A 24934-nucleotide genomic window follows, 5' to 3' on the forward strand; every position below is an offset into this window, starting at 1 on the left:
AGAAAGAATGCCAACCAGAATATTATCTTCTGTTATACATGGCGGTTTATTTATTGTTTAATTAAACATATTCAGGCATATTTCTATACCATCATGATGTTTTCACTGGTGTTACTACTGATTTTAATACTAATGTTAATACTAATGTTAATACTACAGGTGCTTTTACAGCATTCTGGTATTATTTAAAACGACTGTCGCAGCAGTCTTTCTGGTGTTGTAAATACTATTGTTATAAGTACTATTATCATAAGTGCTATTATTATAAATATTATTATTGTTATAACTTCATCTGGTGTTGTTACTATATTATTACTGTTATTGTTACTGCTTTTTTATTACTATTGCTGTTCGTCTTTGCTTGTTTTTTCTTATTAAGGATATTACCAAACTACGGGAGCATTATCGTACAGTGATCCTGAACCATTCTGAAACGAGATTACACATCACAACGAAAAGATAAAAAAAAAACCACTATTCCTTCCGGATACAGTGGCTTAAATAAAGTATTAATTAAATTATTTCAGTACGTTATCACACATCATCTGAAGTGTATTAATAAACCGGGCTGCATGAAAGCCATCACAAACGGCATGATGCACCTGCACAGAAACAGGTAATAATACGCGGTTATCTTCCTGCTGAAACTTCGCCATAGTAAACACCGGAGCAAAATAGTCATCATTACCGGTGATATTCAGGTTAAATCCGTCAAAACTCACCCAGGGTAATGATGATATATTCAGGTGGTTCTCTGGTAACGCTCCCTGCGGGAACAATGCAGTATTATGCTGATATTCTGCCATCACCGCATTATAGCCCGCCATAAATTCACTGATATCCGGACAATAACGGCAGAAGAGCGCAGAAAATGTTTCAGTCTCTTTATGAAAAACAGTAAATACAGGATCGGTCTGATCCCAGTAAATCAGTGCATTATCTTTCATTGCCATCCGGAACTCCGGAAACTGATTAACAACCCGGGAGATCAGATAAATCATCACCGGATAAAATTTATAATCTGTTTCCGCCAGTGCGGTACGCAAAGCAGTAATATCGAGTTTTGTGGTCAGGCTGAATCCGCACTTAATCTGCTGACGATAAAGAGCAAAATGTTCTCTGCGGTTCCAGGTATTCAAATCAATTCTGGTAAAATTCATGTTTATTCCTTCTGATTAATAGCGAAAAATATTAATAATCAGAAGGCAGTCTGGTTGTCTCAATGGGCAGCATCCCGTCCTCCGTAAGCCGCTTGATGCAGAATAATGATATCAGATGCGGGCTTAAGATGTATTAAGTCCGGTTTTGTTTATTCCGGCCACTCATCCGCAAATACATAACGGATCAATTCCGCTGATTCACGGGGCGGTGCTTTCAGCACCGCATCCATCAGATCAATTTCCATCTGACAGGTTTGCCGCTTATTTTCCGCCAGTGCAAGCGGGTCATCCATCAGGAAACGGTCACCGTATTTATCCGCCGGTTCCTGTATCTGCGCTGAAAATAATATATTAATATCATCCGCAGAATAGTGTTCAACAGGAACGCCTTCACCGGCAGAATTCACCAGATCCAGTACCGCTCTGTTGCTGATAATAAAATTGCGGTATTCCCCGGAGGCCAGTTTCATATCCGGCGGGCCTGACACTTCCGGATGCAACACGCGAAAGCAGAAGTCACCGGATGTATCCTGTGCCAGCGCTTTCTGTAAAAATTCCAGCCGCATTTTCCCGTAATTAATGACTGCATCATCTGCCGCAAGATAAAGCAGATGTTTAAGATTTGCAGTAGCCCACTGCTGTACCCGCATATAGTGCCCTTCTCTTTTTCCCGGGATACTGCCGGCATTTTTATAATCGGCAAAAAAGGCATCGAACGCCTCAGGATCAACCTGATTGATGGCTTTCAGTGTCGGTGACATATCAATAATACGCGTTTTTAACTGCACCTCTTTTTCCGATAGCGTGCTTTTAATAAAAAAAGCAAAAAACAGCACAATCAGCGATAAATAAACGGTTTTTTTCCGCCTGATTACAATTTTATCGGTAATAGTTAATACTATCAGCAGGATAATAATAAAAATAATCAGAACAGAAATGACGAAATAAACGGACATTTTATCTCCGGGAAAAGAGGGTTCAGACAGATATTTCTTTTTTATTCAGATATCCGGCGGGGATCAGCATAATCATAATCGTGATCGCAATGCTGATAAGATCCACAATGAGATAATCCGTCTGCCATATCAGAAGCAAATCAATAACGGTATACAATATCGACGTATTATAGGCCATCGTAAAACCGATATCACGCAGCCGTTTAGCAAGAATATTGACTGAACACCAGAGAAAGATACCACCGGCAACCGCAATATAAGTGAAGAAATAAAAGGAAGAGTAAGGAAAACCCAGCAGATCCGGATACACCGGCATGGTCAGTACCGCAAGCCCGGTAAACAGCCCCAGCCACAAATTGGCAATAAAATACGGCCATCGCGCAAGAACCGATGTGCTGTCCGGCTTAAACAATTCCCTGAAAATCTGTTTATGCATCCGTTGCTCCCGGCTTTGTGATGATTTTCCCTGGTGGCCAGTATAAGTTACCGGGACATCATATTCTGAGAAAACCATCACTAATATGACGGTGTTACAGCATAAAACAATAAGTAACCGGGTAGTTTTCTGTACGTAGTGACGTACTACTCTTCCCGCTGCTTAACACAGGTTTCTTTTATTTTCTGCATATTATTCTTCAGCGATACCTGATGTTCTTCAGGGAAGTAACTGTAATCCAGCGAAATATAGAAACGGGCATCCCGCATCATTACAAATAAACTGATCTCTTTTTCTTTTGATTTATAAATGAAATGCTCTTCATCTGCTTTTTTACTTTCCAGTACTGAAGGCTTGCCATATTCCGCTTCAAGGTCGTGCTGTAATTTTTTCAGCAGAGTCTGATACGCGGTTTCATCGTCAGTGGAATAAAAATAGCCGATCCCGACCAGCCCGCTGAAATCCGGCTGTCCGTACTGCGGTAAAAAACGGAACTCGTACTCTCCTGCTTCATTTAATCCGCCGGAAAATGTTTTGGAAGTCACTTTGGTCAGCGGGCAGGCATACTCACTGTTATCTGTCTCAGGCTGACTGCCGAGCCGTGGTGCCAGCGCCTCTTCGGTCATCCCCCAGGTCAGCCCGAAAGGTGCGGAATAACGCGCGCCGGACTGTTCATGTTTAACTGTATTACCTGCCTCTGATTTATCACAGGCTCCCAGCAGCAGAGATGCCGCAATCAAAGCAGATAGCATCGTTATTTTTTTCATTATTAAATATACCCGTTGATTTCATGATAACGTTGTCGTGCCGTATTTGACTTATTACTCAGGCCGGCAGTTTTCCGGCAACAGACAATATCAATCCTGAACAAAAGTGCCAGTAAAAAATAAAGCCTCCATTCCGGAGGCTTGAGGTTGCTGACTGACCAGTCCTTATATCTGTCGTCAGGATTTTTATTTACGTAAAAATGGCAGTAATACATCCATCAGCTGTTCCGGGCATTCTTCTGTCACAAAATGACCGCATTCACTGAGCATCGCCCCCTGCAAATCAGCGGCTCTTCCCTGCATTGTCTGCTGCGGGGCATCACGGGTAGCGTGATCCGCTCCGATAGCCAGAACCGGCATCATCAGTTTTTTCTCTGCCCGCTGCTTATTCTGCAGGATGGTTTGCGGGATAGCCCTGTAATAGGCAAATCCGGCACGCAACCCGCCCGGCGAAGAATAGGCAGCGATATAGGTTTGTGCCGCAACGCGATCACGGCGGTAAGCCCAGTGGTCAAAAATAAAATTCAGATAGTCCTGCTCTTTTCCGGCAGTCAGCATTTCCGGTAAATCCGGCACCTGATTAAACATAAAGTGCCAGAGGAAAATATTCTCTTCCGGATCAACAAAAATAGCCGGTGCCGGCGCCAGCCCCGGAATAACCGCTTCCGTTAACGCTATTCTTTTAATATCCGCAGGATAATCCGCCGCCAGTGCATAACCGACCCACATGCCGATATCGTGACCAACAACCGAATACGTTTTATAGCCCAGCTGATGCATCATGGTGTGTAACACCGTTGCCACCGCGCCGGTATCATAACCGCTCTCCGGACGGGCGGAGTAACCGGTTCCCGGCGGATCCACAGCTATCGCCGTATATCCCTGCGCAGCCAGCTCTGTCATCACATAGCGCCATGTATACCAGGTCTGCGGCCAGCCGGGGATCAGTAATACCGGCTCCCCTTTTCCCGCTGTCACATAATGGATACGCTGCCCGGCCACATCCGTGTAGTGATGCTGAAAATCTGCTTCATTCGCCTGTATTGCTGGTGTTACCGGCTGTTTCAGTGTATTTGCCGCAGACACCGTACCGTGCACTGCGAACGTCATGACTGCTGCCAGTAATACCTTCCTGAATAATGTGTTCATACCTGTTCCGTATAATCTGTAAATGATAAGAGTCCCGGGCAGCCCGTAAGAACGGGTATTTCCTGTTGCGGAACCAATTGTTTGTCAATCGACAATTAATAGATTACGGGGGAATTCAAATCTTTGTCAATCATTAAAAAATAATTCTTTGTTAACCGATAAAGAACTGATAGCATTTGTTTCAGATAACGTATACGGAGAATTAATGATGGCAGGCAGACCAAGAGAATTTGATCGCGAAGAGGCATTACGTAAGGCTGAACAGGTGTTCTGGCAACGTGGTTATGAAGGCACGTCGGTGTCTGATCTGGTTGCTGCACTGGGTATTGCATCAGCCCGGATCTATGCCGCTTTCGGCTCGAAGGAAAATTTGTTTCGTGAGGCAATAGCCCTTTATCTGGCCGAAGAAGGCGCTTTTGCCGGTGCGGCCATGGCTGAGCCGGATACCCGCAGTGCCATAAAACACCTGCTGACCGCTGCTATTGATACCTATACCCGTGATGACCGGCCGCGCGGATGTATGGTGGTGCTGTCACTGACTAACTATACCACTGAAAACGAAGCCATCATGCACTGGCTGGCCGATCACCGCCGTGCACGGACAGACGGCATCATACAGCGTATCCGCCGTGGTGCTGAGTCCGGTGATATACCGGAAAATACCGATATACAAGCTTTGGGGGATTACATTGCCACACTGCTGCACGGAATTTCTGTCCAGGCACGGGATGGCGTCAGCCGCGCCCGCCTGCTGGCGATGGCGGAGGTTGCCATGCACACGTTTGATGCGATGACCACCCCGCCGGATACACACTGAATCTGTTTTCACTGACAGGAGAATCCCTGATGTCCTCTTCCTTTCATCCGGTATGCACATGGCTTTCAACCTCTCAGCCGGCATCCGGTGAGACATTTCCGTTTCCGGCGGATATTCCGGCCATCACCGGCAATCAGACCCTCCGGCAGACATTTCGTATCAGCCTTGGCGGGCAAAAACTGCGGCTGGTTTTTTCCAACCGTTACGGCACACAACCCCTGGTGGCCGGAGAGAGTTATCTGTCCGTCTCCGGCCTGTACAGCGCAGTACCCGTCACCTTTGGCGGACAACCCGGCGCAGTGATTCCTGCGGGCGATATTCTGCACAGTGATGAGATCCCGCTGCACATTCCGTCATTATCAGTCATCACTCTGCGGACTTTCCTGCCGGAGCCGGTGCCGCTCAATACCTTTCACTGGGATGCGCGTCATTTTTCCTTACTGGAACCGGGCAACCGGGCTGCCCGGAAAGAAGATGCTGACGGTCAGTTTCTCAGCTCCCGCCTTTTACTTGAAAGCGTGCTGATTCAGCCGGAACAGGAGGCCGCGACACTCGTGGTTATCGGTGATTCGATGGTTGACGGTAACGGCGTCGAAATGGACACATACGGCCGCTGGACTGATTTACTCGCTGAACGTTTTATTGATGAAAATATTGCCGTGGTGAATGCCGGGCAATCGGGTTCACGCTTGCTGAAAAACACTATCGGCATCAGTACATTGTCACGGTTTGAACGGGATGTCCTTCAGCAGCCCGGTGTCACTGCCTGTATCGTACAGGCCGGACTCAATGATATCGGGCTGGCAGGAACGGCGTTAGATCCGGCAGGTTCTGTACCTTCAGCAGCGGATGTCATTACGGGATACCGGCAATTACTGACCATGGCGCGGGAAAAGGATATCCGCATGACGGCTGTCACACTGGTGCCCCTGCGCGGAACCGGAGGATATAGCATGGACGATTTTTATTCGGCAGAAAAAGAAGCTGTACGGCAGGAGATAAACCACTGGATACGGACGAGCGGTGAGTTTGATGCCGTGATTGACAGCGATCTGCTGGTGCGCAACCCGGACTGCCCTCAGCAGCTCAGCGCGCAATATGATTCAGGAGATCATCTTCATCTTAATCATAAAGGGCATCAGCGGGTCGCACTGTCTGTCCCGCAGGCCGTTATCCGCGCCTGACACCCAAAAGCCCCGCAATTTCAGCGGGGCTTCGGTATATAACCCGGTTATACTTTTATTGCAGCCGCGGCGTGGTAATCGGCGGCGCGGTTACTGTCCCCGTTGGCGGGGGAGTAAGTGGTGGTGGCTTGATTGTCAGCGAAGGTATCTTCTTCAGATTTTCGTTTCCGGCCTCTTTCTTTCCGTTATTTGCTTTATCAGTCATTTTATATTCCTCAGATTAAAATAATGCTTAGTCTCTGTATTGCTGGTTAAATATACAGCAGGAATATGATGACTGATAATCAGCTCCGGAAGACGGAGTATAAAAGAACGACCGGGTTACGTCTCAAATACGTCCCGGGGTGAAAAGCCGGTATCGGGAGATAATCGCTGACTCTTTGACAGGTAATGGTGCCGGATACCGGATTCGAACTGGTGACCTTTTCATTACGAATGAACTGCTCTGCCAACTGAGCTAATCCGGCACGCCATTATTACACGCCTGCTCCGCCGGGTTTTCAAGAAAAAAAGCGGAAATCGTGGCCGGTTTGTCTGTTTTTGCGTCTTTATTCATGCCTGCCTTGCGTGATCTGATGCACAAATTCCATATTTTGCATTTTCATCGGGCTGCTGCCGGACATGCGAAAAATGATGTCGTCATCTGTAAACGCCACCATTTACGACCAAAGTAAAATAACGCACTAAACCGGATTAAACTCAATAAAAACCCCAAACCAGCGACAAAAACCAGCAATACAATCTGTATTAATTTATTTTTTAATTATTTTATTCTGATAAATTTATTTCGCAGATATGTACATTACAAATATCCTGTTACTCTTCTTTCGCAGATAGTGTAAATATTCCAGTACACCATTTTGCTTTACTAACATGACTGTAAATGTGAAACCGTGAATATGATCACTAAACGGTCATATACCGCATTGCATAACAATTCACTGCTTTAATTAATTATCTTTGTTATTCCCGCCGTCCGCTTGTTTTTCATTCATGTAACGTAACATTATCAATGTGATCTTTATCATCAAATTTATCCTGACTGTGTCACATTTTTATTTTTATCTCTGGTTTCAGTTTAAGGATTCAATAATTCATAATGTTTTTCCGTACGATCAATATAAACAAGTGTGATTATAACAATGGGTATTAATTAGATGTTTTCATATAAAATGCGGTATACATGTATGTAATGCATAGTCTTGATTAAGACATAACAGAACTCTTCACTCGTTTATTTATTCATCCTGTAAAGATAGATTTAAATTATCACTTCACCATCCTTATTTACCCTTTATTAACATTTATAAAAAAACACCGAATACAACAGCTTTGCATTACTGTATAACCACCCGCAGCCATTAGATTATTTATATTTAACCCTGACTTTAATGCCATGAAAATCGTATATTACCCATAAATACACAACATAGGGTTAACAAATATAACTTTATGAATAAAAAGAAATATTTTAGTTTAAGTGATATAGATCACCCGGTTTACACCTGTAGTTAATACACCTTTCGTTTATTTATACCGTCCCCATTCCCTTTTCATTTTTTTTCACGCATGATGATTTCACGCCAAACGAAACGGATGGCAGAAAAAGAAACAACAGAAAATTAAAAACTGAATTTGAATTAAGACAAGAACACTACCGGATTTACAATTGCTATATCATTCACAAGGCATGAGATTTATAAACAGATAAATGCCTGTGTAAATTATCGAGTTATTATTATAAATAATTGGAGATTTTACCATGATGTATCCAGCAGAACCGTATCGTATTAAAAGTGTTGAAACCGTATCCATGATCCCTCGCGAAGAGCGTATCAAAAGAATGAAAGAGGCCGGGTACAATACTTTCTTGTTAAATTCCAAAGATGTTTATGTAGACTTACTGACCGATAGCGGCACCAACGCCATGTCCGATAAACAATGGGCCGGCATGATGATGGGTGACGAAGCGTATGCGGGCAGCGAAAACTTCTTCCACCTGGAAAGAACCGTTCAGGAATTATTCGGCTTTAAACACATTGTTCCTACTCACCAGGGCCGCGGTGCAGAAAACTTACTGTCTTCATTAGCGATCAAACCGGGTCAGTATGTTGCAGGTAACATGTACTTCACCACCACCCGTTATCACCAGGAAAAAAATGGTGCGACATTCATCGATATCGTCCGCGATGAAGCTCACGATGCGGGCCTGGATGTGAAATTCAAAGGCAACATCGACGTTAAGAAACTGGAAAAACTGATTGCAGAGAAAGGCGCGGAAAATATCGCTTACATCTGCCTGGCAGTGACTGTAAACCTCGCGGGTGGTCAGCCGGTTTCAATGGCAAACATGCGTGAAGTCCGTCAGTTATGTGATAAACACGGCATCAAAGTATTCTACGATGCGACCCGCTGTGTGGAAAACGCCTACTTTATCAAAGAGCAGGAAGAAGGCTTCGAAGATGTCTCCATTAAAGACATCGTTCACGAAATGTTCAGCTACGCTGACGGTTGTACCATGAGTGGTAAGAAAGACTGTCTGGTGAACATCGGTGGTTTCCTGTGTATGAACGACGACGAGATGTTCTCTGCTGCACGTGAACTGGTTGTGGTTTATGAAGGGATGCCTTCTTACGGCGGCCTGGCCGGTCGTGATATGGAAGCGATGGCTATCGGTTTACGCGAAGCGATGCAGTTCGAATATATCGAGCACCGCGTCAAGCAGGTTCGTTACCTGGGCGAAAAACTGAAAGCAGCCGGTGTACCGATTGTTGAGCCGGTCGGCGGTCACGCAGTATTCCTCGATGCACGCCGTTTCTGCCCGCATCTGACCCAGGATGAGTTCCCGGCACAGAGCCTGGCAGCCAGCATCTACATGGAAACCGGTGTCCGTTCTATGGAGCGCGGTATTATCTCCGCAGGCCGTAACAAAGAAACCGGCGACCATCACCGTCCGAAGCTGGAAACCGTTCGTCTGACTATTCCGCGCCGTGTATACACCTATGCACACATGGATCTGGTTGCTGACGGTATTATCAAACTGTTCAAGCACAAAGAAGACATTAAAGGGCTGAAGTTCATTTACGAGCCGAAGCAGTTACGTTTCTTCACAGCACGCTTTGATTACGTGTAATTATCTGATGACAGCGGCCTCATTATTTTAATGGGGCCTTTTTGTCTCTGTATCCCTATAACAATAAAGAACAAATAAAATCGATAAATATGAATGCTGTTGGTGATATTTATCATTAATAGGAAACTTTTATTATGAGTATTCATAGTGCCGATACAAATAAATCACCCGGACTGACCAGCGGAACCATGCTTGTTATAGCAACAGTCGTTGGCGGCGGTATGTTTTCTTTGCCGATTGCGATGGCCGGTGTCTGGTTTTCCGGTGCCACCGTTATTTTGATTTTAGTTTCAATTATGATGTTACTGACCGGTCTGATGTTAGTTGAAGTTAACCTGCATTTTGAACCGGGCGCCAGTTTTAATACCTTTACCACTGAGTTACTGGGCAAAAAATGGAATATCGTCGTGGGTATTGCCTTCGGGTTTGTCCTCTATATTCTGACATATGCCTATATCTCCGGGTCGTCCGCTGTACTGGCTCAGACGATATTAAAATATACCGGTGTTGCGCTGCCGATAAAAGCAGCAGTCGTGATTGTCGCCTGTCTGGTGGCCGCGATTGTCTGGTACAGCTCCTTATGGGTCGGGCGTATTACCACTATTTTAATTTTCGGTAAGTTTATCGCGTTCTTTGCCACATTTTCCGGTCTGGTTGCGCATGTGGAAATTGCCAATCTGCTGGATTCCGCATCGGTCGCCATCCCCGGAACGAAATATCTTCCCTATGTCCTGATGACACTGCCGTTCTGTATTATTTCGTTCGGTTTCCACGGTAACGTGCCGAGTCTGGTGAAGCTGTACGGTAAAACAAAATTCCGCTTTATTACCCGTTCAATCATTATCGGGACAATATTTGCGGTTCTGCTGTATATCTTCTGGCTGGGCGTCACAATGGGTAATATCAGCCGCGCCAATTTCTCACCGATTATTGCCAAAGGCGGGAATATTGATGTGTTCGTTGAGGCTATCGGCGGTGTAATGTCAGGCAAAACCATGGATGTCATCCTGACATTCTTCGGTAACTTCGCCGTGGCGAGCTCCCTGCTGGCAGCGACACTCGGTCTGTTTGACTATATTGCCGACCTGCTGAACTTTAAAAATGACAGCGCCGGCCGTTTCAAAACAGCCGTGGTCACTTATCTGCCGCCTGCGGTGGTGTGCTTCTTCTTCCCGAACGGATTCGTTTATGCCATCGGTTATGCCGGTCTGGCCTTTACTATCTGGAGTGTGATTTTACCGCCGTTCCTGGTAAAAGCCTCACGTAAACGCTACAGCGACAGCGCAACTATTTACCGTTCGCCGTGTAATAACGCGGTACTGAATCTGGTGATTGTCTGCGGTGCGATTGTGTATCTGACGGTTATTCTGGACGTGTTCGGCTGGCTGCCGGCATTTAAATAAAAGGTGACAGACGGCCGGATGCAGATAATGCTCCGGCCGCTTGTGCAGCGGTTCTCTCTGATCTGCCGGGAGGCAAATCATGTATTTCACCCTGTTACACTGGCAACACCCGCTGTTTACCCGCCGTCAGGCGTTGCGGTTACTTATTCAGTTACAGAGGGCTGTTCATATGACACGCAGGGAGAGACGGGAACGCCGGATCAGAAAAAACGCATCGGAATAAGAGCGGAAAACTGATCAATTTTTTTGATAAACTTACGGTAAAGCGCTTTCATAATCTCTCCAAAACCGTGATAACTATCACCCTGATAACTACCACGTACCGCGTATCTTACTCATCCCGCACCGTCCTGCAAGGTTCCGCGCACAATTTTCCCCGTTGTCCGGTGTAAAAAAATCACGACACTTTATCACTCAGAGTGCAACTCTGTGATAAAGTTATGCAATCGTTTGTTCGCTGCATTTACAGGATAAATCATGCAAAAATCGTTATTTATCGGCACATTGCTGTCCGCATTTTTTTTTCAGTGGTTTACAGCCCGCGCTGGCGCTGACCTCTCAGCAGACCGCCGAAAAACTCTCTCTGACTGAACTGGCTGAAACCTACAGCCCGGAACAGATTGCCGCGCTGACACAACAGCCGGAAGCAAACGGGTTCGATGCACTGATGATCACCATCGGTGCACTGACAGCGGATGATCTGAAAAACCCGGCAGCAGAGAGTGATAAACTTCAGGCTTTTGCGGATGCTCAGCAGCAGAGTCACACCCGCTATCTCGGTAATGTGTCGGATAAAAATATTGTGCCGCGTCTGCACACCGCATGGAAAACAGCAGTGTTCCCGAACGATCCGAATACACTGAAAACCCTGAATAACTTTATTGATAAAGGCTATACCAGCGGCTATAACCTGGTGGACACCCGCCAAGAATCCGGCTTTGATAAAACACGGATGATCCGCTACGGCCATAATGATATCGATCACGCCGCCCAGCTGATTTATCTGCTGCGCCGTGAAGGGTTTGATCCGAAAGTGCAGCTGACGCCGAAATCGTCCGCATTTCTCTATCTGGATGAATGGGGTGAGGCGGATTATCCGGTCACCACACTGAAAAGCGGCAAAAAAGTGGCGATCGCCAGTGAATATAATCTCGATCTGGAATTTCCGGCAATTGAAGAGCGCGACCGCTTTAAGAGCCTGATTGACCAGTACGCCAAGAAAAATACCGCTGACCAGAAAGGGCTGATCCGTTCAGCCTGGTGGCAGCCGTTTTACCGCATCTATGTCCCGGCGGACGGTTATGATGTCGTGGCGGAAACCCGTGTGACCGGCGGCCATTATCAGGCTGATTTGATGGCACTGCCGGAGAATGCGGAAAAACAGGCGGAAAATATCCGTAAAGCGAAAAGCGGGATGCAGGTGACAAGCGAAAAAGTCTGGGTAAATCCGTCTTTTTACCGCTATCTGCAAGGGGATTATAAGTAATCCTGCTCCCGTTAATCGTCTGATATGCGAGGTTCGCGATAGCGGGTAAAAGAACGAAAAGCATGCGAGCCATGGATGGCGAGCCTGAGCGTACAGGGACCGTATTCACCGCGACTTTTCGTTTTTCCCGCTATCAGTGAACCGGGAAGATCCTCCCCGGTTTTATTACTCAGCCGCCGATAAACAGCCCGGCAATTGTGGCCGCCATCAGGTTGGATAACACCCCGGCGACCAGCGCTTTCATCCCGAGAGTGGCAATCTCTTTGCGCCGGTTCGGGATCAGGCTGCCGATGCCGCCGATAGCAATCGCCACGGTACCGAAGTTGGCAAAACCACAAAGTGCAAACGAGAGGATGATTTGTGTCCGCTCTGTCATCGGCAGACCGGTAGCTGCCACCACTTCATTCCCTTTCAGGTATTCGGCCAGGTTGGCATAAGCAAAAAATTCGTTGATAACAATTTTCTGTCCGATAATCGCACCGGATGTCAGCGCTTCATTCCACGGTATCCCCATCAGCCACGCCAGCGGTGACAGCAGATAGCCGAGGATCAGTTCCATGCTCAGATCCGGCAGGCCAAACCAGCCGCCGACACCGCCGAGCAGCCCGTTTAACAGCGCCACGAGGCTGACAAACGCCAGCAGCATCGCGCCGACCGCCAGTGCCATATTCAGGCCGTTAATCGCCCCTTCCGCTGCCGCATCAATAATATTCGCCGGACGGTTTTCCTGTACCGGTTTGGCATTGGATTCATCTGCGGTCTGCTGTGTTTCCGGGATCATCAGTTTGGCAAACAGTAACCCGCCCGGAGCGGCCATAAAGGACGCCGCCAGCAGATATTCCATTTTCACCCCCAGCGAAGCATAACTCACCAGCATGGTACCGGCGATAGATGCCAGCCCGCCGCACAGCACTGCAAACAGTTCTGAGCGGGTCATACTGCCGAGATACGGTTTAACCAGCAATGGTGCTTCGGTGACGCCGAGGAAAATATTAGCTGCCGAGTTCATCGATTCTGCCCGGCTGGTTTTCAGCAGGCGCTGTAACGCCCCGCCGACCCAGCGCACGAGGATCTGCATAATTCCCAGGTAATAAAGTACCGCTGACAATGCGGAGAAAAAGACAATGATCGGCAATACACGCAGTGCGATAACAAATCCGCCGCTGCCGAAGATCTCAAACATTTTGTCAGAAACAAGGCCGCCGAAAATAAAGGATGTGCCGGCATTATTGAAGTTGATCACTGTGGTGACCGCCTCCGCCATCACAAATAATACCTGCTGTCCGGCCGGGGAGTAGAGAATTAACCCGCCCAGTGCCAGTTCAATAGTAAAAGCCAGTACCACCGTACGCAGATTAATGGCGCGGCGGTTTTCAGACAGTAAATAACCTATTCCCAGCAGTACCACGATCCCGAGAATGCCGATTGCTGTATTCATAATGTGTAATCCGGTAAAAACCCTGAGTGAAAAATCCGCCGGCAGCGGCGGCATAAAAACCAAACCGTGTTAACATGCTGACCAACAAATACCGACCCTTCACACGGTTTGATTGAGAGGAGAGTGCTTTTTATGGCAGTTGCAATTCAGGCAAGCGCAAACGATTTCGCAGAAACCATTATTATGCCCGGAGATCCCCTGCGCGCCAAGTTTATTGCTGAACATTATTTGTCGCAGGCGCGGGAAGTAAACAGTGTCCGCAATATGCTGGGTTATACCGGAGAATACAAAGGCAAACCGGTTTCGGTGATGGCCCACGGCATGGGTATCCCCTCCATCTCGATGTATGCGTATGAGTTGATTCAGGATTTCGGCGTAAAAAACCTGATCCGTATCGGCACCTGTGGCGCGGTACGGGATGATGTGTCACTGATGGATGTGGTGATTGCCATGGGCGCCAGTACCGATTCCAAAGTGAACCGTGACCGCTTTTACGGTAACGACCTCGCGGCGCTGGCAGACTGGCATCTGCTTTCATCTGCGGTGAAAACGGCTGAACGTCTGCAATTACCGGTCAAAACCGGCAATGTGTTTACTGCGGATCTGTTTTATACCACCCGCCCGGAACTGTTTGCGGTGATGGAGCAGTACGGTATTCTCGGGGTGGATATGGAAGTCGCCGGACTGTATACCGTCGCGGCAGAACTCGGGGCAAAAGCACTGGCGATTCTTACAACGTCTGATCATATTAAAAACGGCGGAAAACTGACTATCGACCAGCGTCAGAATGCAATGCACAACATGATTGAGCTGGCGCTGGAAACCGCCCTTTCTCTCTGATCCGCCACTCTGATCCGCCACTCTGATAAGTACTAAAAAAGAAAAAGCGCCGTAAAGGCGCTTTATCCGGGGATGAATTTACTCTGCGGATTTCGGTTTATGGACAATATCCGCGTAATGGCTTTTATCATCCGGTTTCGGATAAACGCGGTAAATATATTCATCCGGCGTTACTTTGATATTTTCCACCACGCGGGTAAATAATACTTCCCCTTTGTCATTCTTACCGGTCAGCGTCCGGGTTTTACCATCTGCGCTGAATGACCAGTCGCCCTGTAATTTCAGCTTACCTTCCGGGGTATACATTTTGACTGAACCGTCTTTTTCATAATCTGCCAGTCCGAAGAAACCGGCAACCGTCTCATCAGTGGCAGGAATGGCATTCCCGTCCTGATCCAGGGCTTCCGTGGTTACCCAGGTTTTGCCAATCAGATAATCTGCCGTATTCCCGGCTTTCTGTGCTGTGGTTGCTGCTGTTTTTTCCTGAGCAGGCGTCTGCGCCGCCAGTGCTGAAAATGAAAATGCCGCAGCGATAACGCCGGCAATCAGTGTCATTTTTTTCATATCAGTTCCCTTTGTTAATAAGTTTATTGTCTTTGTAGTGATAACAAGTCTGAATATTAATCATAAGCAAATAAATCTTGTTCGCTCATTTTTTACGTAAGGAAATATAAAAGTACTTAAATATCCGGCTTATTTCTGACACATATTTTCCGGAATCCCTCATCCGGAATATGGAGAAAAAATGAAGGAATGTGCAGATATTATGATGAATTGTGCAGGGATTATGATTTCACCGTCAGTAAGGGTAAAACGGATTGCCAGTACGGACGGCATCGGCAATGATGATACCAACAGCGAAACGACGTATCAGAAATCAACATCAGAAAGGAATATTAATATGAAAAAGATCATTGCCAGTGTTATCGGATTGAGTTTGTTAGGTGCCGGGTTTACAGCGATCGCCGCACCAGCCCCGGCAAATCAGCCACAGCAGAATGGTCAGTACATGGATGGTAACGGTTATTGCGACGGTAACGGCGGACGCCACATGATGCGCGGCAACCATGACGGACGCGGCTATCATAACAAACGCGGTTACCATAATAACCGGGCGCCGGTTTTCCAGTCTTCACTGACAACCGCCACGCCGGGCGAAGCGCTGAAAAAAATGAGCGCTGATGCCCCTGCAATCAGTAAAGACGGCAAACAGTATTTTGTACGTGCCAGCGTCCGTGATATCAACGGTAACACGCTGTATCAGTCTTCATTATCCACCGCAACGCCAAAAGAAGCACTGGCGAAAATGGCGGCTGATGCTCCGGCTGCCGCATCCGGTCAGCAGTATTATGTCCGCGCCGGTATTATGGAAATTCTGCCGGTTAACACCGCACAGTAATCCGCATAGCGCAGAAACAAAAACACCGCGTACTGACGCGGTGTTTTTCTATTTATAACTGAGATCAGCTTGCCAGAATCCGGGATTTGCGGCGTACCGCTGACAGCAGCATATAAATCGCGGTGGACAGCAACACAATAAAGAAGAAGTTCATAATACCGTCAGGCTGTTTCATAAACTGTCCGGCCACCAGCGGCCCGGCTGCCGAGCCGACGCTGTAGCAGAACAGCATCACCTGTGTCGCCGCCACAATCACATTTGCCGTGAGTGTGTCACACGCAAGTGTGATCGCCACCGGATACAGCGCAAAAGAGGACATGCCCAGCAGTGTCAGCGCTGCCACCATCACCAGATAGTGGCCGGAGAGGTAAATCATTCCCATCGCAAATACCCCGGCAAGAGACACCATTGCCAGCAATAAAACTTTACTCATCCGCGAGGATAACTTGCTGATCACCGGCTGAATAATCATCCCGCCGAGGATAATCGCCGCCATCAGCCCGCCGACCTGCTCCGTATTGTAGTGTTTTTCCTGTAACGCCAGCGGCATCAGCCCGTAAATCGTGCCCATAACAATACCGGAGGTCATGCAGCCGACCATGGCCGGTTTGCTCAGACGCAGGATTTTTTTCAGTGATAAGCTTTGATGCCCGCCGTGACAGACTGGTTGCGCTTTGGAAAGCAGCGGCGGCAGTACGGCTGCAAACAGCAGAACCATGACCACCGCAAACGGCACGATACCCGCAGTCCCGAACACACCAATCGCCAGCTGGCCCAGTGTGGTTCCGCCATACAGCGCTGTCATATAAAAGCTCAGGCGTTTAGCGCGGATTGCCGGGTTATCGCCAATCAGCAGCCAGGATTCAATCACCACAAAAATACCGGCGACCGCCACCCCGGCCAGCATACGGGATGCCAGCCATGCGCTGAGATCGGTATAAAACGGTAAAACCGCCACCGTTGCCGCCAGGGCCAGCACAAAGAGAATAAAGGAACGGCGATGACCGATACGGGCAATCACCGGCTCAATCAGCATCGAACCGAGTAATAAACCGATATAGTAAGCACTGGCTAACCAGCCTGCATAATCTGTACCGATGGCAAAATGGCCCAGCGATAACGGGATCAGGCTCATCAGATAACCAGATGCAATCGCAAATAACGTCAGACCTGCGACAGGAATTAACACACTGTCAGGACGCGGCGTGCGGGTGCTGTGACTCACTGCTTTTCTCCACCTAAAACAAAAAAATCAAAAAAAACATGACGCTGCTTTTTTTCTCAGGCTGTTTCATCGCCAAAATGGTTGATGACGGGTCATTGATAGAAGCAGTGGATTGTGAATTTATGTCTGAAACGGAGCGGAATATAGCCCCTTGAGAGGGAAAAATGAAATCAAAAAAACTAATGGCTGCGAGTAGTTTTTGTTATGGAAGGAAATAACAGAGGAATATGGGGTTTCCCCTGTTATTTTTGGTATTTTCACATGCAGATTAACAAAAAAATAACTTATTTTTCCTTATCCGCCGGTAACAGTGAAATTACGGTATCCAGCGCATCCGGGATAACACTGCCGTGTGATTTACCGGGGAAGGTCAGGAACCGGCACTGTTTGTCCCGCAGTTGTAACTGCTCACAAACTTCCCGTGCGGTAATGTCACTGTAACGGACAGAGAGATTGTGTTTCTGCTCTTCACTCATTTTGCTCAGGTCCGGCTTTTCTTCCAGCCCGCCCTGAGTGATAGTCAGACGGATATCCGGCGGGAGGCGGTCAAAGCGCTCTGCCGTCATATAAGTGCCATGACCCCACCACAGAGACGGGCTGGCACTGATGTAATCGGTAAATAAACCGGGCTCATCTGTAGCTGTCCGCAGCACAAACAGCCCGCCGAGGCTGTGGCCGAAGAAGTAGCGGCGGTCGTTAACGGAATAGTGACTGCTCACCCACGGAATAACCTGTTCACGGATAAACTGCCGGAAAGGCTGTTCACCGCCGCCTGCTGCAAATTGTTCACCTGCTGCGGGTGGTGTGTAATCAAAAGTGCGGGTTTTCGGGTAAGCCTGGTCAGAGAGATAACCGATTCCCACTACCAGCGGCAGAGGCCGTTTTTTTCCGGCGCTGAGCCGGTTAATCATCATCGGAAACTGGCCGTTACCATCAAGCATATAGAGTACGGTGTACGCCGTCTGCGGCTGTTTCGGCTGCGCGATAAAGAGGCGGTAGTGACGATCGCCCTGCTGCATCTCATGATGCGTTACCGTAAATTGTTGTTCTGCCGCTTCAGTGAGCGGCGTGATCTCTTGTGAAGGCCGCGCCATCAGGGGGGATACCGCCATCATGCAACAAATCACCATTATTTTTTTCCACATCCTGACTCCGGGAAAACTCGTTTTACTACAGTGCTCCGGCTGATACCACGCAGAACGAAAAGACGCTGTCACATCCTTGTTCGCGAAATCTGCTGAATCATCCGGTTTGTGGCAAGGCGGCAAAGGAAGAATTCCGGGGAGCATACACCAGTATGTGACCCGGAATTCTGAGTGCAGCCAACACAGCCACAGAGTGGAGGATGACGCAGATTCGCTAAATCATTCGCTCTGTAGCATGCGGCAAAGTGAGGATATCCCCGGGAGCATACATCAGTATGTGACCGGGGTAGCCGAACGAAGCCAACGCCGCCACAGGGCGAAGAATGACGCGTAATCAGAAATTCAGTTTCAGATTAGCCCAATACCGGCGCCCTTCATCGATCTGCCAGTTCCCGTTAGTATCGATATCATCCCCTTTCTCGTTGGCGATGTTCAGTACTGCAAAGTTCAGCAGAGCATTTGGCATGACCTGGTAGGTCATCCCCAGATCGAGGGTGGTGATCCCGCTGCGCTCGCGCGGCTGTTTTGCCCCGTTACGCTGCGCTGCCCAGACCTGTTTGCCGGTGTAGTTTGCCTGAGTGTAGAAGTTCATATCCGGGCGGTACTGCCAGTCAAGTCTGGCATTTGCCATATGACGCGGTGTCATTTCCAGCGGTTGTCCTTTCAGGGATTTGCCGTTGAGTTTTTCATCGTCACTCTTACGTTCTGAATCGGTGAAGGTGTAGTTCAGGTTCAGATTCCATTTTTCTGCCACCGGAATACGGGAGGCCATTTCCACACCACGGATATTCGCTTTACCCACGTTGTCGTAGATAAACATATTCAGACCGGTCAGCGGGTCGGTTTCACCGGCAACCTGGTAGCTGGTCAGCTTGTTCTTGAATTCGGTGTTAAACAGAGTTGCACTGGCAGAGAAACCGGATTCGTGGTCATAAGCAATACCCAGTTCTTCGGTAACGCTGGTTTCCGGTTTCAGGTCACGGTTACCGTACATGATTGCTGCACCACCCTGTGTCGATGTCCCGAAGCTCGGGCTTAACTCACGCAGTGTCGGGGCTCGGAAGGCTTTCGCCACGCCGCCTTTAATGGTGATTTCATCGGTCAGTTTATACACGGCATAAGCACGCGGGTTCCAGTGTTTACCGTAGAATTCGTGGTCGTCCATACGCAGACCGCCGGTCAGCGTCAGATCGTCAGTCACACTGAACTCATCTTCCACAAACAGCGCTTTCTGGTCTGCCGTGATTTTCTCGGTAACTGTTTGTTTGTTTTTAATCGCGGAGTCATCTTTCAGTTTGGCATACTGATATTGTCCGCCAACGGTCAGAACGTTGGACGGCAGGAATGCCGTGACTTTACCGTCAACCACGGTGTTGGTGACTTCCGGACGGCGGGCATCATACGCCATCACCCAATCTTCGTTTACTTTGTTCCATTTACCGGTATTGGTTTTACGGACGGTATTTTCCTGGTACACACTCACTTCACTGTTGATTTCATCCCAGTCACCTTTCCAGGTCAGCGCCCAGTGATTGCGATCGTTGTGTACTTCGGATTTATTGTTTTTCTGCTTCAGGCCGCCGCGCTCAGAGAAATCAGCAATGGATTTCCCCGGAGTGGATGTATGTTCCTGCGTGCTGCGGCCGACTTCCGCGAGGAATTTCTGTCCTTCAACCGGCGTAAAGGCCAGTTTGGCGGTGATGTTTTTATCGTCTTTACGCGGTGTACCTTCCTGAAGATGATCTTCACGGCGATAGTTCAGTCCGCCGTACACCTGTAACCCCAGCTTGTCTTTAATCAGCGGGCCGGAGACGTAGAAATCGGTATTTGCGGAGTTACCGTAATCTTTACTTTCCTGGATGATACCGCCCATACCCATTGAGCCGTGCCATTCATCCGCTACCGCTTTGGTAATAATGTTGACCACACCGCCCATGGCATCAGAACCATACAGGGAGGACATTGGTCCGCGGATCACCTCAATACGTTCAATCGCTTCCACCGGCGGGATAAACCCGGCTTCGTAACCGCCGCTGCCGTTCGGGCGGGATTCACGGCTGTTCTGACGACGACCATCCACCATAATCAGGGTGTAATCGCCGGACAGGCCACGGATACTGATATCGGGCTTCATACTGCCGCCGATCACACTGACCCCTTCCACATCTTTTACCATGTCAATCAGGTTGGCAGCCGGTTTGTTTTGTAACTGTTCTTTGGTGATAACCGTAATACTCGCCGGTGCATCGCGCATTTCCTGCGCAAAACCTGACGCGGTAACCACAATGGTATCTTCTTTATTTTCAGCATAAGCGGCAGCAGCCGCTGACATAACAGCAACAGCAAGCAGTGAGCGTTTGAATGAGGCGTTCATATTATTCCCTGACAAGATTGATATTTTTTATTTGAGATATTAAATGAGAATGATTAATCCTATCATTGATATATGCCATTGAGAATATGATCGCAAATGAAAATTATTATCATGATGATAATAAATTGCTGTGACATCGTTAAACCTGAAAGTACTGCTGGAAAGTAAACGGCGGAAATGAAAATGGCGGGACAAAAAAAATGCTGCAAATTCAGACGAATTTGCAGCCTTCTAACAAAGTACCAAAGTAAATAGTGAGGGATAACAGATAAATAAAATTAACACATTCTCGTCAGGAAAATCTGCTCATCACCGAGTGGCGGAGGACCAGTACCGGTGTGTAACACGGCGGGCAAAACGGCAGCGTCTGTGAGGACGCCAGCGCCAGTGCCAGCTGAGTTGCTGTCTGAGCCATCATGTCAACAGGATAACGTATTGTGGTCAGGCGAGGTTGGATATATCGTGCGATCATGCTGTCATCAAAGCCGATAACCGAAATATCCTCCGGCGCGCGCAATCCGTTTGCTTCAATCACGGAAAGTGCCCCCGCTGCCATAAAATCGTTGTACGCCACCACTGCGGTTACCGGCAGTGATAGTGACAGAATCGCGCTCATCGCCGCTTCCCCGCCCTCTGCCACCGGTTCACCGGCAGCAATATAAGCATCCGGCAGTTCACAACCGGCCTCTGCCAGTGCATCGCGGTATCCTGCCAGCCGCTGCGTGCTGTCCTCAATCGTATGTGATGACGATAAGCAGGCAATATGGCGATGCCCCTGTTTCAGCAAATATTGTGTGGCAAGTTGTGATCCGCGCCGGTTATCCAGAGCAACGCAGCGGTTTTCCAGCCCGGGAATTATCCGGTTAATAAACACCATCGACGGCATTTCCGCCGCATACCCCCGCAGCTCTTCATCACTCAGTGCTTTGGCATGGATCACACAGGCATCACAGCGGCTGTTCATCAGCAGTTCAATACCCCGCCGCTCATCCTCCTGCCGGTGATAACCGTTGCCGATTAAAAGATGTTTTCCGTGCTGATGCGCCACTTCATCTGCGGCTTTGACCAGAGAGCCGAAAAACGGATCGGACACATCGCCCACCAGCACACCGACAATATCACTGCTCTGGCTGACCAGCGCCCGCGCCGCGGCATTCGGGCGGTAAGCCAGTTCTTTCATTGCCGCCTGAACCGCGCGGACAGATTCCGCCCCGGCTTTCGGTGACTGATTGATAACCCGCGAAACGGTCGCCACAGACACTCCCGCCAGTTTCGCCACATCTTTAATGGTCGCCATTCACCACTCCGTTAGTATTTTGTGATCCCGGTACTTGCCATCCGGTGTAACTCTGTTAATTTTTATTATCTTTTACTAAAATTTTACCGGATTTTACTATGGACACTGTCGCTTACCCTGATTTCGCTAAACTGGAGATCCGCACCGGCCGGATCACCGATGTCAAACGTCACGAAAATGCCGATAAACTCTATATTGTTCAGATAAATGTCGGTGACCGATCACTTCAGACCGTCACCAGTCTTGTGCCGTATTATACAGAGGAAGAGCTACTGCATAAGCAGGTTGTGGTGCTGTGCAATCTGCAAAAAGCCAAAATGCGCGGCGAAACCTCTGAATGTATGCTGCTGTGCGCCGAAACTGATGACGGTTCAGAAAGTGTCCTGCTGACCCCGGAACGCGTGATGCCCGCCGGTGTCCGTATTGTCTGATAAATCAAAGTTTATCAACAGCCTGAGTGGCTCACCGCTGTGAGCCGCTGTTTAAAACACAAACCGGTACACCGTCACACTCTCCCGCCGCTCCCCCGCCGCTGAAATACCTCTGACCGCATCCGGCCAGTGCGGATGATTCGGCCCGTCGGGGAAATACTGGGTTTCCAGCGCCAATCCGGCATAATCCTGATAATCGCCGTGTTTTCCCGGCTGACCGCCGAGATAATTGCCGGTATAGAGCTGTATGCACGGCATCGTGGTAGCGACTTCCAGACACACATCCCCGCCGGGGACCAGTATGCCGCAACAGTCTGTTTTCCGTCACACAACGCCGGGTCCGGTACAAAGGCGTGATCAAATCCCTTTGTCTGCCGCTGAGCTGCTTCTGACATAAATCCCTGCGCCAGCGGCCTGCGGACGCGCAGATCAAAGACGGTTCCGGCGACCGGGCAGAGTGTACCGTCCGGTAAGTTCTCCGCATTCAGTCCGAGCCGTTTATCTGCCCGGATCTGCATGTCCCCCTCTGTCACTTTCACGCCGCTGTTTTCACCGGCAAGGTTAAAGTAAGCGTGATTGGTCAGACTAACCGGGCAAGCTTTATCTGTCTGTGTCCGGTATGTCAGGCGGACTTCGTTTTCCGGCGTCAGCTGATACGTGATTTCTGCGGTGAGATTGCCGGGAAACCCCTGGTCGCCGTCCGGTGAGTATAAAGAGAAGGTCACGGACTCCGCTGAGCGGCGGCGGATCTGCCAGCGCCGGTGACTGAAGTTATCGGTTCCGCCGTGCAGGCAAGTGGTGCCTTCATTGCAGGCAAGCGGATAAAATTGCCCGTTCAGGGTAAAACCGCCACCCGCAATCCGGTTGGCAAAGCGTCCGACGGTCGCGCCGAAATAAGCGGTCTGACGGGCAAACCCGGCGCTGTCCGCGACGCCGCACACCACATCCCGCACACCGTCCGCCAGCGGCAGCTCACAACTGAGCCAGGTTGCACCGGTGTCCGCAATACTGATACGCATACCGTTGCGGTTGGTCAGGATCACTATCTCCGCCGGCCGGCCGTCTGCAAACGGCGCGGTTGACAGCGCCCGTTCATACGGGCGCAATTCCCTATGAGTCATATCACCTCCGTTCAGCGGATCACTCCGGCACCGTCAGTGGCACGGCAGACATAAATATCCGCAGTCAGACCGGTGATCGCCGTGTAATGTGCATTAATCGCGTCGGTGACCGGGCTGACATGTTCCGGCTTCACCAGCGCGACCACACAACCGCCGAAGCCGCCACCGGTCATACGGACACCACCCTCAAGACCGATCACATCACCGATAATGGCCACCAGCGCATCAATTTCAGGGACGGTGATTTCAAAATCGTCACGCATGGAGTGATGGGATTCCGCCATCAACTGGCTGAGGCGAGGTAAATCCCCGTCTTTCAGGGCTTCTGCCGCCGCCAATGTGCGGATATTTTCACTGATCACATGACGGGCCCGTTTCGCAGTCACTGCATCCAGCTCATGGGCATGGGCGGCAAACTGCTCCGCCGTGACATCACGCAGCGCCGGAACACCGAAGAATGCGGCGGCAGCCTCACACTGACGACGCCGGGTGTTGTATTCACTGTCCACCAGCCCGCGTTTTTTATTGGAGTTAACAATCATTACCACGCTGTTTTCCGGCATGGCAACCGCACGGGTTTCCAGGCTGCGGCAGTCGATCAGCAGTGCATGCCCGGCTTCCCCGCAGGCTGAAATCAGCTGATCCATAATGCCGCAGTTACAACCGACAAACTGGTTCTCCGCCTGCTGTCCGTTCAGGGCGATAGTTTCCCGGCTGACCGGCAGGTCATAAAGGGCTTTGACGGTCTGGCCGATCACCACCTCCAGTGAGGCGGAGCTGCTCAGCCCCGCGCCCTGCGGCACATTGCCGCTGACGGCAATATTCATCCCGCCGAATGTAAAACCGCGTTCTGCCAGGTATTTGATTACGCCGCGGATATAATTCGCCCACAATTTATTGTCGCGATATTCGATCGGTTGTGAGAGATCAAACTCATCGCGATCATTATCATAGTCCGCCGCCACCACGCAGACCTTTTGATCATCACGCCGCGAAGCGGCCGCCACCGTGCCGAAATCAATGGCACACGGCAGAACAAAACCGTCGTTATAATCTGTATGTTCACCAATCAGATTCACCCGGCCCGGTGCCTGAATCAGCATGTCAGGGGATGCGCCGAAGCACTGCTCAAAGGCATTCTGTGCCTTGCTGATAACTGTTTTCATCGGAAAC

22 protein-coding genes, 1 tRNA gene and 1 pseudogene are annotated in these 24934 nt (G+C 49.1%); 8 read left to right on the plus strand and 16 right to left on the minus strand.

The window, feature by feature from the left end; translation table 11 throughout:
- Nucleotides 1–518 precede the first annotated feature (518 nt).
- The 5 genes from catA to JC793_RS13750 all read right to left on the minus strand — a co-directional run bounded on the left by catA (nt 519) and on the right by JC793_RS13750 (nt 4468).
- A complete protein-coding gene (gene catA, locus JC793_RS13730) occupies nt 519–1160 on the minus strand; it encodes a type A chloramphenicol O-acetyltransferase (RefSeq protein ID WP_166708231.1) in 642 nt (213 codons plus the stop codon).
- 149 nt (nt 1161–1309) lie between these two features.
- Nucleotides 1310–1948, minus strand: coding sequence for a hypothetical protein (locus tag JC793_RS13735; RefSeq protein ID WP_247717259.1), 639 nt, complete (start codon nt 1946–1948; stop codon nt 1310–1312).
- Between the two features lie 190 nt (nt 1949–2138).
- Nucleotides 2139–2552, minus strand: coding sequence for a hypothetical protein (locus tag JC793_RS13740; protein WP_218426435.1), 414 nt, complete (start codon nt 2550–2552; stop codon nt 2139–2141).
- A gap of 146 nt (nt 2553–2698) precedes the next feature.
- Nucleotides 2699–3319, minus strand: a complete 621-nt coding sequence (locus JC793_RS13745) for a hypothetical protein (protein WP_218426436.1) — start codon at nt 3317–3319, stop codon at nt 2699–2701.
- 186 nt (nt 3320–3505) lie between these two features.
- Complete coding sequence (locus tag JC793_RS13750) at nt 3506–4468, minus strand: alpha/beta fold hydrolase (RefSeq protein ID WP_218426437.1); 963 nt, start codon at nt 4466–4468, stop codon at nt 3506–3508.
- Between the two features lie 208 nt (nt 4469–4676).
- Between JC793_RS13750 and JC793_RS13755 the strand changes: the two genes are divergently transcribed.
- Both JC793_RS13755 and JC793_RS13760 read left to right on the plus strand, forming a co-directional pair.
- On the plus strand, nt 4677–5285 hold the full coding sequence (locus tag JC793_RS13755) for a TetR/AcrR family transcriptional regulator (RefSeq protein WP_166709006.1): 609 nt from the start codon (nt 4677–4679) through the stop codon (nt 5283–5285).
- Nucleotides 5286–5314: 29 nt separating this feature from the next.
- Nucleotides 5315–6469, plus strand: coding sequence for an SGNH/GDSL hydrolase family protein (locus JC793_RS13760; protein WP_166708235.1), 1155 nt, complete (start codon nt 5315–5317; stop codon nt 6467–6469).
- 55 nt (nt 6470–6524) lie between these two features.
- Here JC793_RS13760 and JC793_RS13765 read toward each other — a convergent pair whose 3' ends face one another.
- Nucleotides 6525–6674, minus strand: coding sequence for a hypothetical protein (locus tag JC793_RS13765; RefSeq protein ID WP_218426438.1), 150 nt, complete (start codon nt 6672–6674; stop codon nt 6525–6527).
- Nucleotides 6675–6860: 186 nt separating this feature from the next.
- Nucleotides 6861–6936, minus strand: a tRNA-Thr gene (locus JC793_RS13770).
- Between the two features lie 1295 nt (nt 6937–8231).
- Between JC793_RS13770 and JC793_RS13775 the strand changes: the two genes are divergently transcribed.
- The 3 genes from JC793_RS13775 (at nt 8232) to JC793_RS13785 (ending at nt 12491) form a co-directional block, all read left to right on the plus strand.
- On the plus strand, nt 8232–9602 hold the full coding sequence (locus JC793_RS13775; protein WP_166708237.1) for a tyrosine phenol-lyase: 1371 nt from the start codon (nt 8232–8234) through the stop codon (nt 9600–9602).
- Between the two features lie 134 nt (nt 9603–9736).
- On the plus strand, nt 9737–11005 hold the full coding sequence (locus tag JC793_RS13780; RefSeq protein WP_182107203.1) for an aromatic amino acid transporter: 1269 nt from the start codon (nt 9737–9739) through the stop codon (nt 11003–11005).
- 667 nt (nt 11006–11672) lie between these two features.
- Nucleotides 11673–12491 carry a hypothetical protein gene (locus tag JC793_RS13785; protein WP_247717260.1) on the plus strand — a complete coding sequence of 273 codons (819 nt, stop codon included), beginning with the start codon at nt 11673–11675 and terminating at the stop codon, nt 12489–12491.
- A gap of 169 nt (nt 12492–12660) precedes the next feature.
- Here JC793_RS13785 and JC793_RS13790 read toward each other — a convergent pair whose 3' ends face one another.
- Nucleotides 12661–13929 (minus strand): NupC/NupG family nucleoside CNT transporter, encoded by a 1269-nt coding sequence (locus JC793_RS13790; protein ID WP_046894982.1) that lies wholly within the window; start codon nt 13927–13929, stop codon nt 12661–12663.
- Between the two features lie 132 nt (nt 13930–14061).
- Here JC793_RS13790 and deoD point away from each other — a divergent pair, with 132 nt between their 5' ends.
- On the plus strand, nt 14062–14769 hold the full coding sequence (deoD, locus tag JC793_RS13795; RefSeq protein WP_218426439.1) for a purine-nucleoside phosphorylase: 708 nt from the start codon (nt 14062–14064) through the stop codon (nt 14767–14769).
- 78 nt (nt 14770–14847) lie between these two features.
- On the opposite strand, the gene JC793_RS13800 is transcribed toward deoD, so the two are convergent.
- Nucleotides 14848–15333: a DUF4822 domain-containing protein gene (locus tag JC793_RS13800; protein ID WP_218426440.1), complete on the minus strand. Its 486-nt coding sequence runs from the start codon at nt 15331–15333 to the stop codon at nt 14848–14850.
- Between the two features lie 202 nt (nt 15334–15535).
- On the opposite strand from JC793_RS13800, the gene JC793_RS13805 reads away from it, so the two are divergent.
- Complete coding sequence (locus tag JC793_RS13805; RefSeq protein ID WP_247717261.1) at nt 15536–16168, plus strand: hypothetical protein; 633 nt, start codon at nt 15536–15538, stop codon at nt 16166–16168.
- 64 nt (nt 16169–16232) lie between these two features.
- On the opposite strand, the gene JC793_RS13810 is transcribed toward JC793_RS13805, so the two are convergent.
- From JC793_RS13810 to JC793_RS13825, 4 genes are all read right to left on the minus strand, one after another.
- Nucleotides 16233–17303, minus strand: a complete 1071-nt coding sequence (locus tag JC793_RS13810; protein WP_431739829.1) for an MFS transporter — start codon at nt 17301–17303, stop codon at nt 16233–16235.
- 374 nt (nt 17304–17677) lie between these two features.
- A complete protein-coding gene (locus tag JC793_RS13815) occupies nt 17678–18538 on the minus strand; it encodes an alpha/beta hydrolase (protein WP_218426441.1) in 861 nt (286 codons plus the stop codon).
- A 334-nt stretch (nt 18539–18872) separates the two neighbouring features.
- A complete protein-coding gene (locus tag JC793_RS13820) occupies nt 18873–20912 on the minus strand; it encodes a TonB-dependent receptor domain-containing protein (protein ID WP_218426442.1) in 2040 nt (679 codons plus the stop codon).
- 292 nt (nt 20913–21204) lie between these two features.
- Nucleotides 21205–22209 (minus strand): substrate-binding domain-containing protein, encoded by a 1005-nt coding sequence (locus JC793_RS13825; RefSeq protein ID WP_218426443.1) that lies wholly within the window; start codon nt 22207–22209, stop codon nt 21205–21207.
- A 98-nt stretch (nt 22210–22307) separates the two neighbouring features.
- On the opposite strand from JC793_RS13825, the gene JC793_RS13830 reads away from it, so the two are divergent.
- A complete protein-coding gene (locus tag JC793_RS13830; RefSeq protein WP_046894382.1) occupies nt 22308–22640 on the plus strand; it encodes a tRNA-binding protein in 333 nt (110 codons plus the stop codon).
- 51 nt (nt 22641–22691) lie between these two features.
- On the opposite strand, the gene JC793_RS19760 is transcribed toward JC793_RS13830, so the two are convergent.
- The 3 genes and pseudogenes from JC793_RS19760 to galK form a co-directional block, all read right to left on the minus strand.
- On the minus strand, nt 22692–22898 hold the full coding sequence (locus JC793_RS19760; RefSeq protein WP_282102738.1) for an aldose epimerase family protein: 207 nt from the start codon (nt 22896–22898) through the stop codon (nt 22692–22694).
- Between the two features lie 86 nt (nt 22899–22984).
- Nucleotides 22985–23761 (minus strand): annotated as a pseudogene (locus JC793_RS13835) (galactose-1-epimerase); the annotation flags it as partial.
- Nucleotides 23762–23772: 11 nt separating this feature from the next.
- Nucleotides 23773–24927, minus strand: coding sequence for a galactokinase (galK, locus tag JC793_RS13840; RefSeq protein ID WP_218426444.1), 1155 nt, complete (start codon nt 24925–24927; stop codon nt 23773–23775).
- Between the last annotated feature and the right edge of the window lie 7 nt (nt 24928–24934).

Origin of the sequence: Morganella morganii (genome assembly GCF_019242955.1) — a bacterium.
Classification (GTDB): Bacteria; Pseudomonadota; Gammaproteobacteria; order Enterobacterales; family Enterobacteriaceae; genus Morganella; species Morganella sibonii.

What these genes read in the sequence shown, in the direction of transcription:
- JC793_RS13810 (WP_431739829.1), bottom strand. Translation starts at nt 17,303, where the DNA reads ATGAGCCTGATCCCGTTATCGCTGGGCCATTTTGCCATCGGTACAGAT.
- JC793_RS19760 (WP_282102738.1), bottom strand. Translation starts at nt 22,898, where the DNA reads ATGCCGTGCATACAGCTCTATACCGGCAATTATCTCGGCGGTCAGCCG.
- deoD (WP_218426439.1), top strand. Translation starts at nt 14,062, where the DNA reads ATGGCAGTTGCAATTCAGGCAAGCGCAAACGATTTCGCAGAAACCATT.
- JC793_RS13765 (WP_218426438.1), bottom strand. Translation starts at nt 6,674, where the DNA reads ATGACTGATAAAGCAAATAACGGAAAGAAAGAGGCCGGAAACGAAAAT.
- JC793_RS13760 (WP_166708235.1), top strand. Translation starts at nt 5,315, where the DNA reads ATGTCCTCTTCCTTTCATCCGGTATGCACATGGCTTTCAACCTCTCAG.
- galK (WP_218426444.1), bottom strand. Translation starts at nt 24,927, where the DNA reads ATGAAAACAGTTATCAGCAAGGCACAGAATGCCTTTGAGCAGTGCTTC.
- JC793_RS13830 (WP_046894382.1), top strand. Translation starts at nt 22,308, where the DNA reads ATGGACACTGTCGCTTACCCTGATTTCGCTAAACTGGAGATCCGCACC.
- JC793_RS13805 (WP_247717261.1), top strand. Translation starts at nt 15,536, where the DNA reads ATGATGAATTGTGCAGGGATTATGATTTCACCGTCAGTAAGGGTAAAA.
- JC793_RS13780 (WP_182107203.1), top strand. Translation starts at nt 9,737, where the DNA reads ATGAGTATTCATAGTGCCGATACAAATAAATCACCCGGACTGACCAGC.
- JC793_RS13755 (WP_166709006.1), top strand. Translation starts at nt 4,677, where the DNA reads ATGGCAGGCAGACCAAGAGAATTTGATCGCGAAGAGGCATTACGTAAG.
- JC793_RS13785 (WP_247717260.1), top strand. Translation starts at nt 11,673, where the DNA reads ATGATCACCATCGGTGCACTGACAGCGGATGATCTGAAAAACCCGGCA.
- JC793_RS13790 (WP_046894982.1), bottom strand. Translation starts at nt 13,929, where the DNA reads ATGAATACAGCAATCGGCATTCTCGGGATCGTGGTACTGCTGGGAATA.
- JC793_RS13820 (WP_218426442.1), bottom strand. Translation starts at nt 20,912, where the DNA reads ATGAACGCCTCATTCAAACGCTCACTGCTTGCTGTTGCTGTTATGTCA.
- JC793_RS13775 (WP_166708237.1), top strand. Translation starts at nt 8,232, where the DNA reads ATGATGTATCCAGCAGAACCGTATCGTATTAAAAGTGTTGAAACCGTA.
- JC793_RS13815 (WP_218426441.1), bottom strand. Translation starts at nt 18,538, where the DNA reads ATGTGGAAAAAAATAATGGTGATTTGTTGCATGATGGCGGTATCCCCC.
- JC793_RS13745 (WP_218426436.1), bottom strand. Translation starts at nt 3,319, where the DNA reads ATGAAAAAAATAACGATGCTATCTGCTTTGATTGCGGCATCTCTGCTG.
- JC793_RS13750 (WP_218426437.1), bottom strand. Translation starts at nt 4,468, where the DNA reads ATGAACACATTATTCAGGAAGGTATTACTGGCAGCAGTCATGACGTTC.
- catA (WP_166708231.1), bottom strand. Translation starts at nt 1,160, where the DNA reads ATGAATTTTACCAGAATTGATTTGAATACCTGGAACCGCAGAGAACAT.
- JC793_RS13825 (WP_218426443.1), bottom strand. Translation starts at nt 22,209, where the DNA reads ATGGCGACCATTAAAGATGTGGCGAAACTGGCGGGAGTGTCTGTGGCG.
- JC793_RS13740 (WP_218426435.1), bottom strand. Translation starts at nt 2,552, where the DNA reads ATGCATAAACAGATTTTCAGGGAATTGTTTAAGCCGGACAGCACATCG.
- JC793_RS13800 (WP_218426440.1), bottom strand. Translation starts at nt 15,333, where the DNA reads ATGAAAAAAATGACACTGATTGCCGGCGTTATCGCTGCGGCATTTTCA.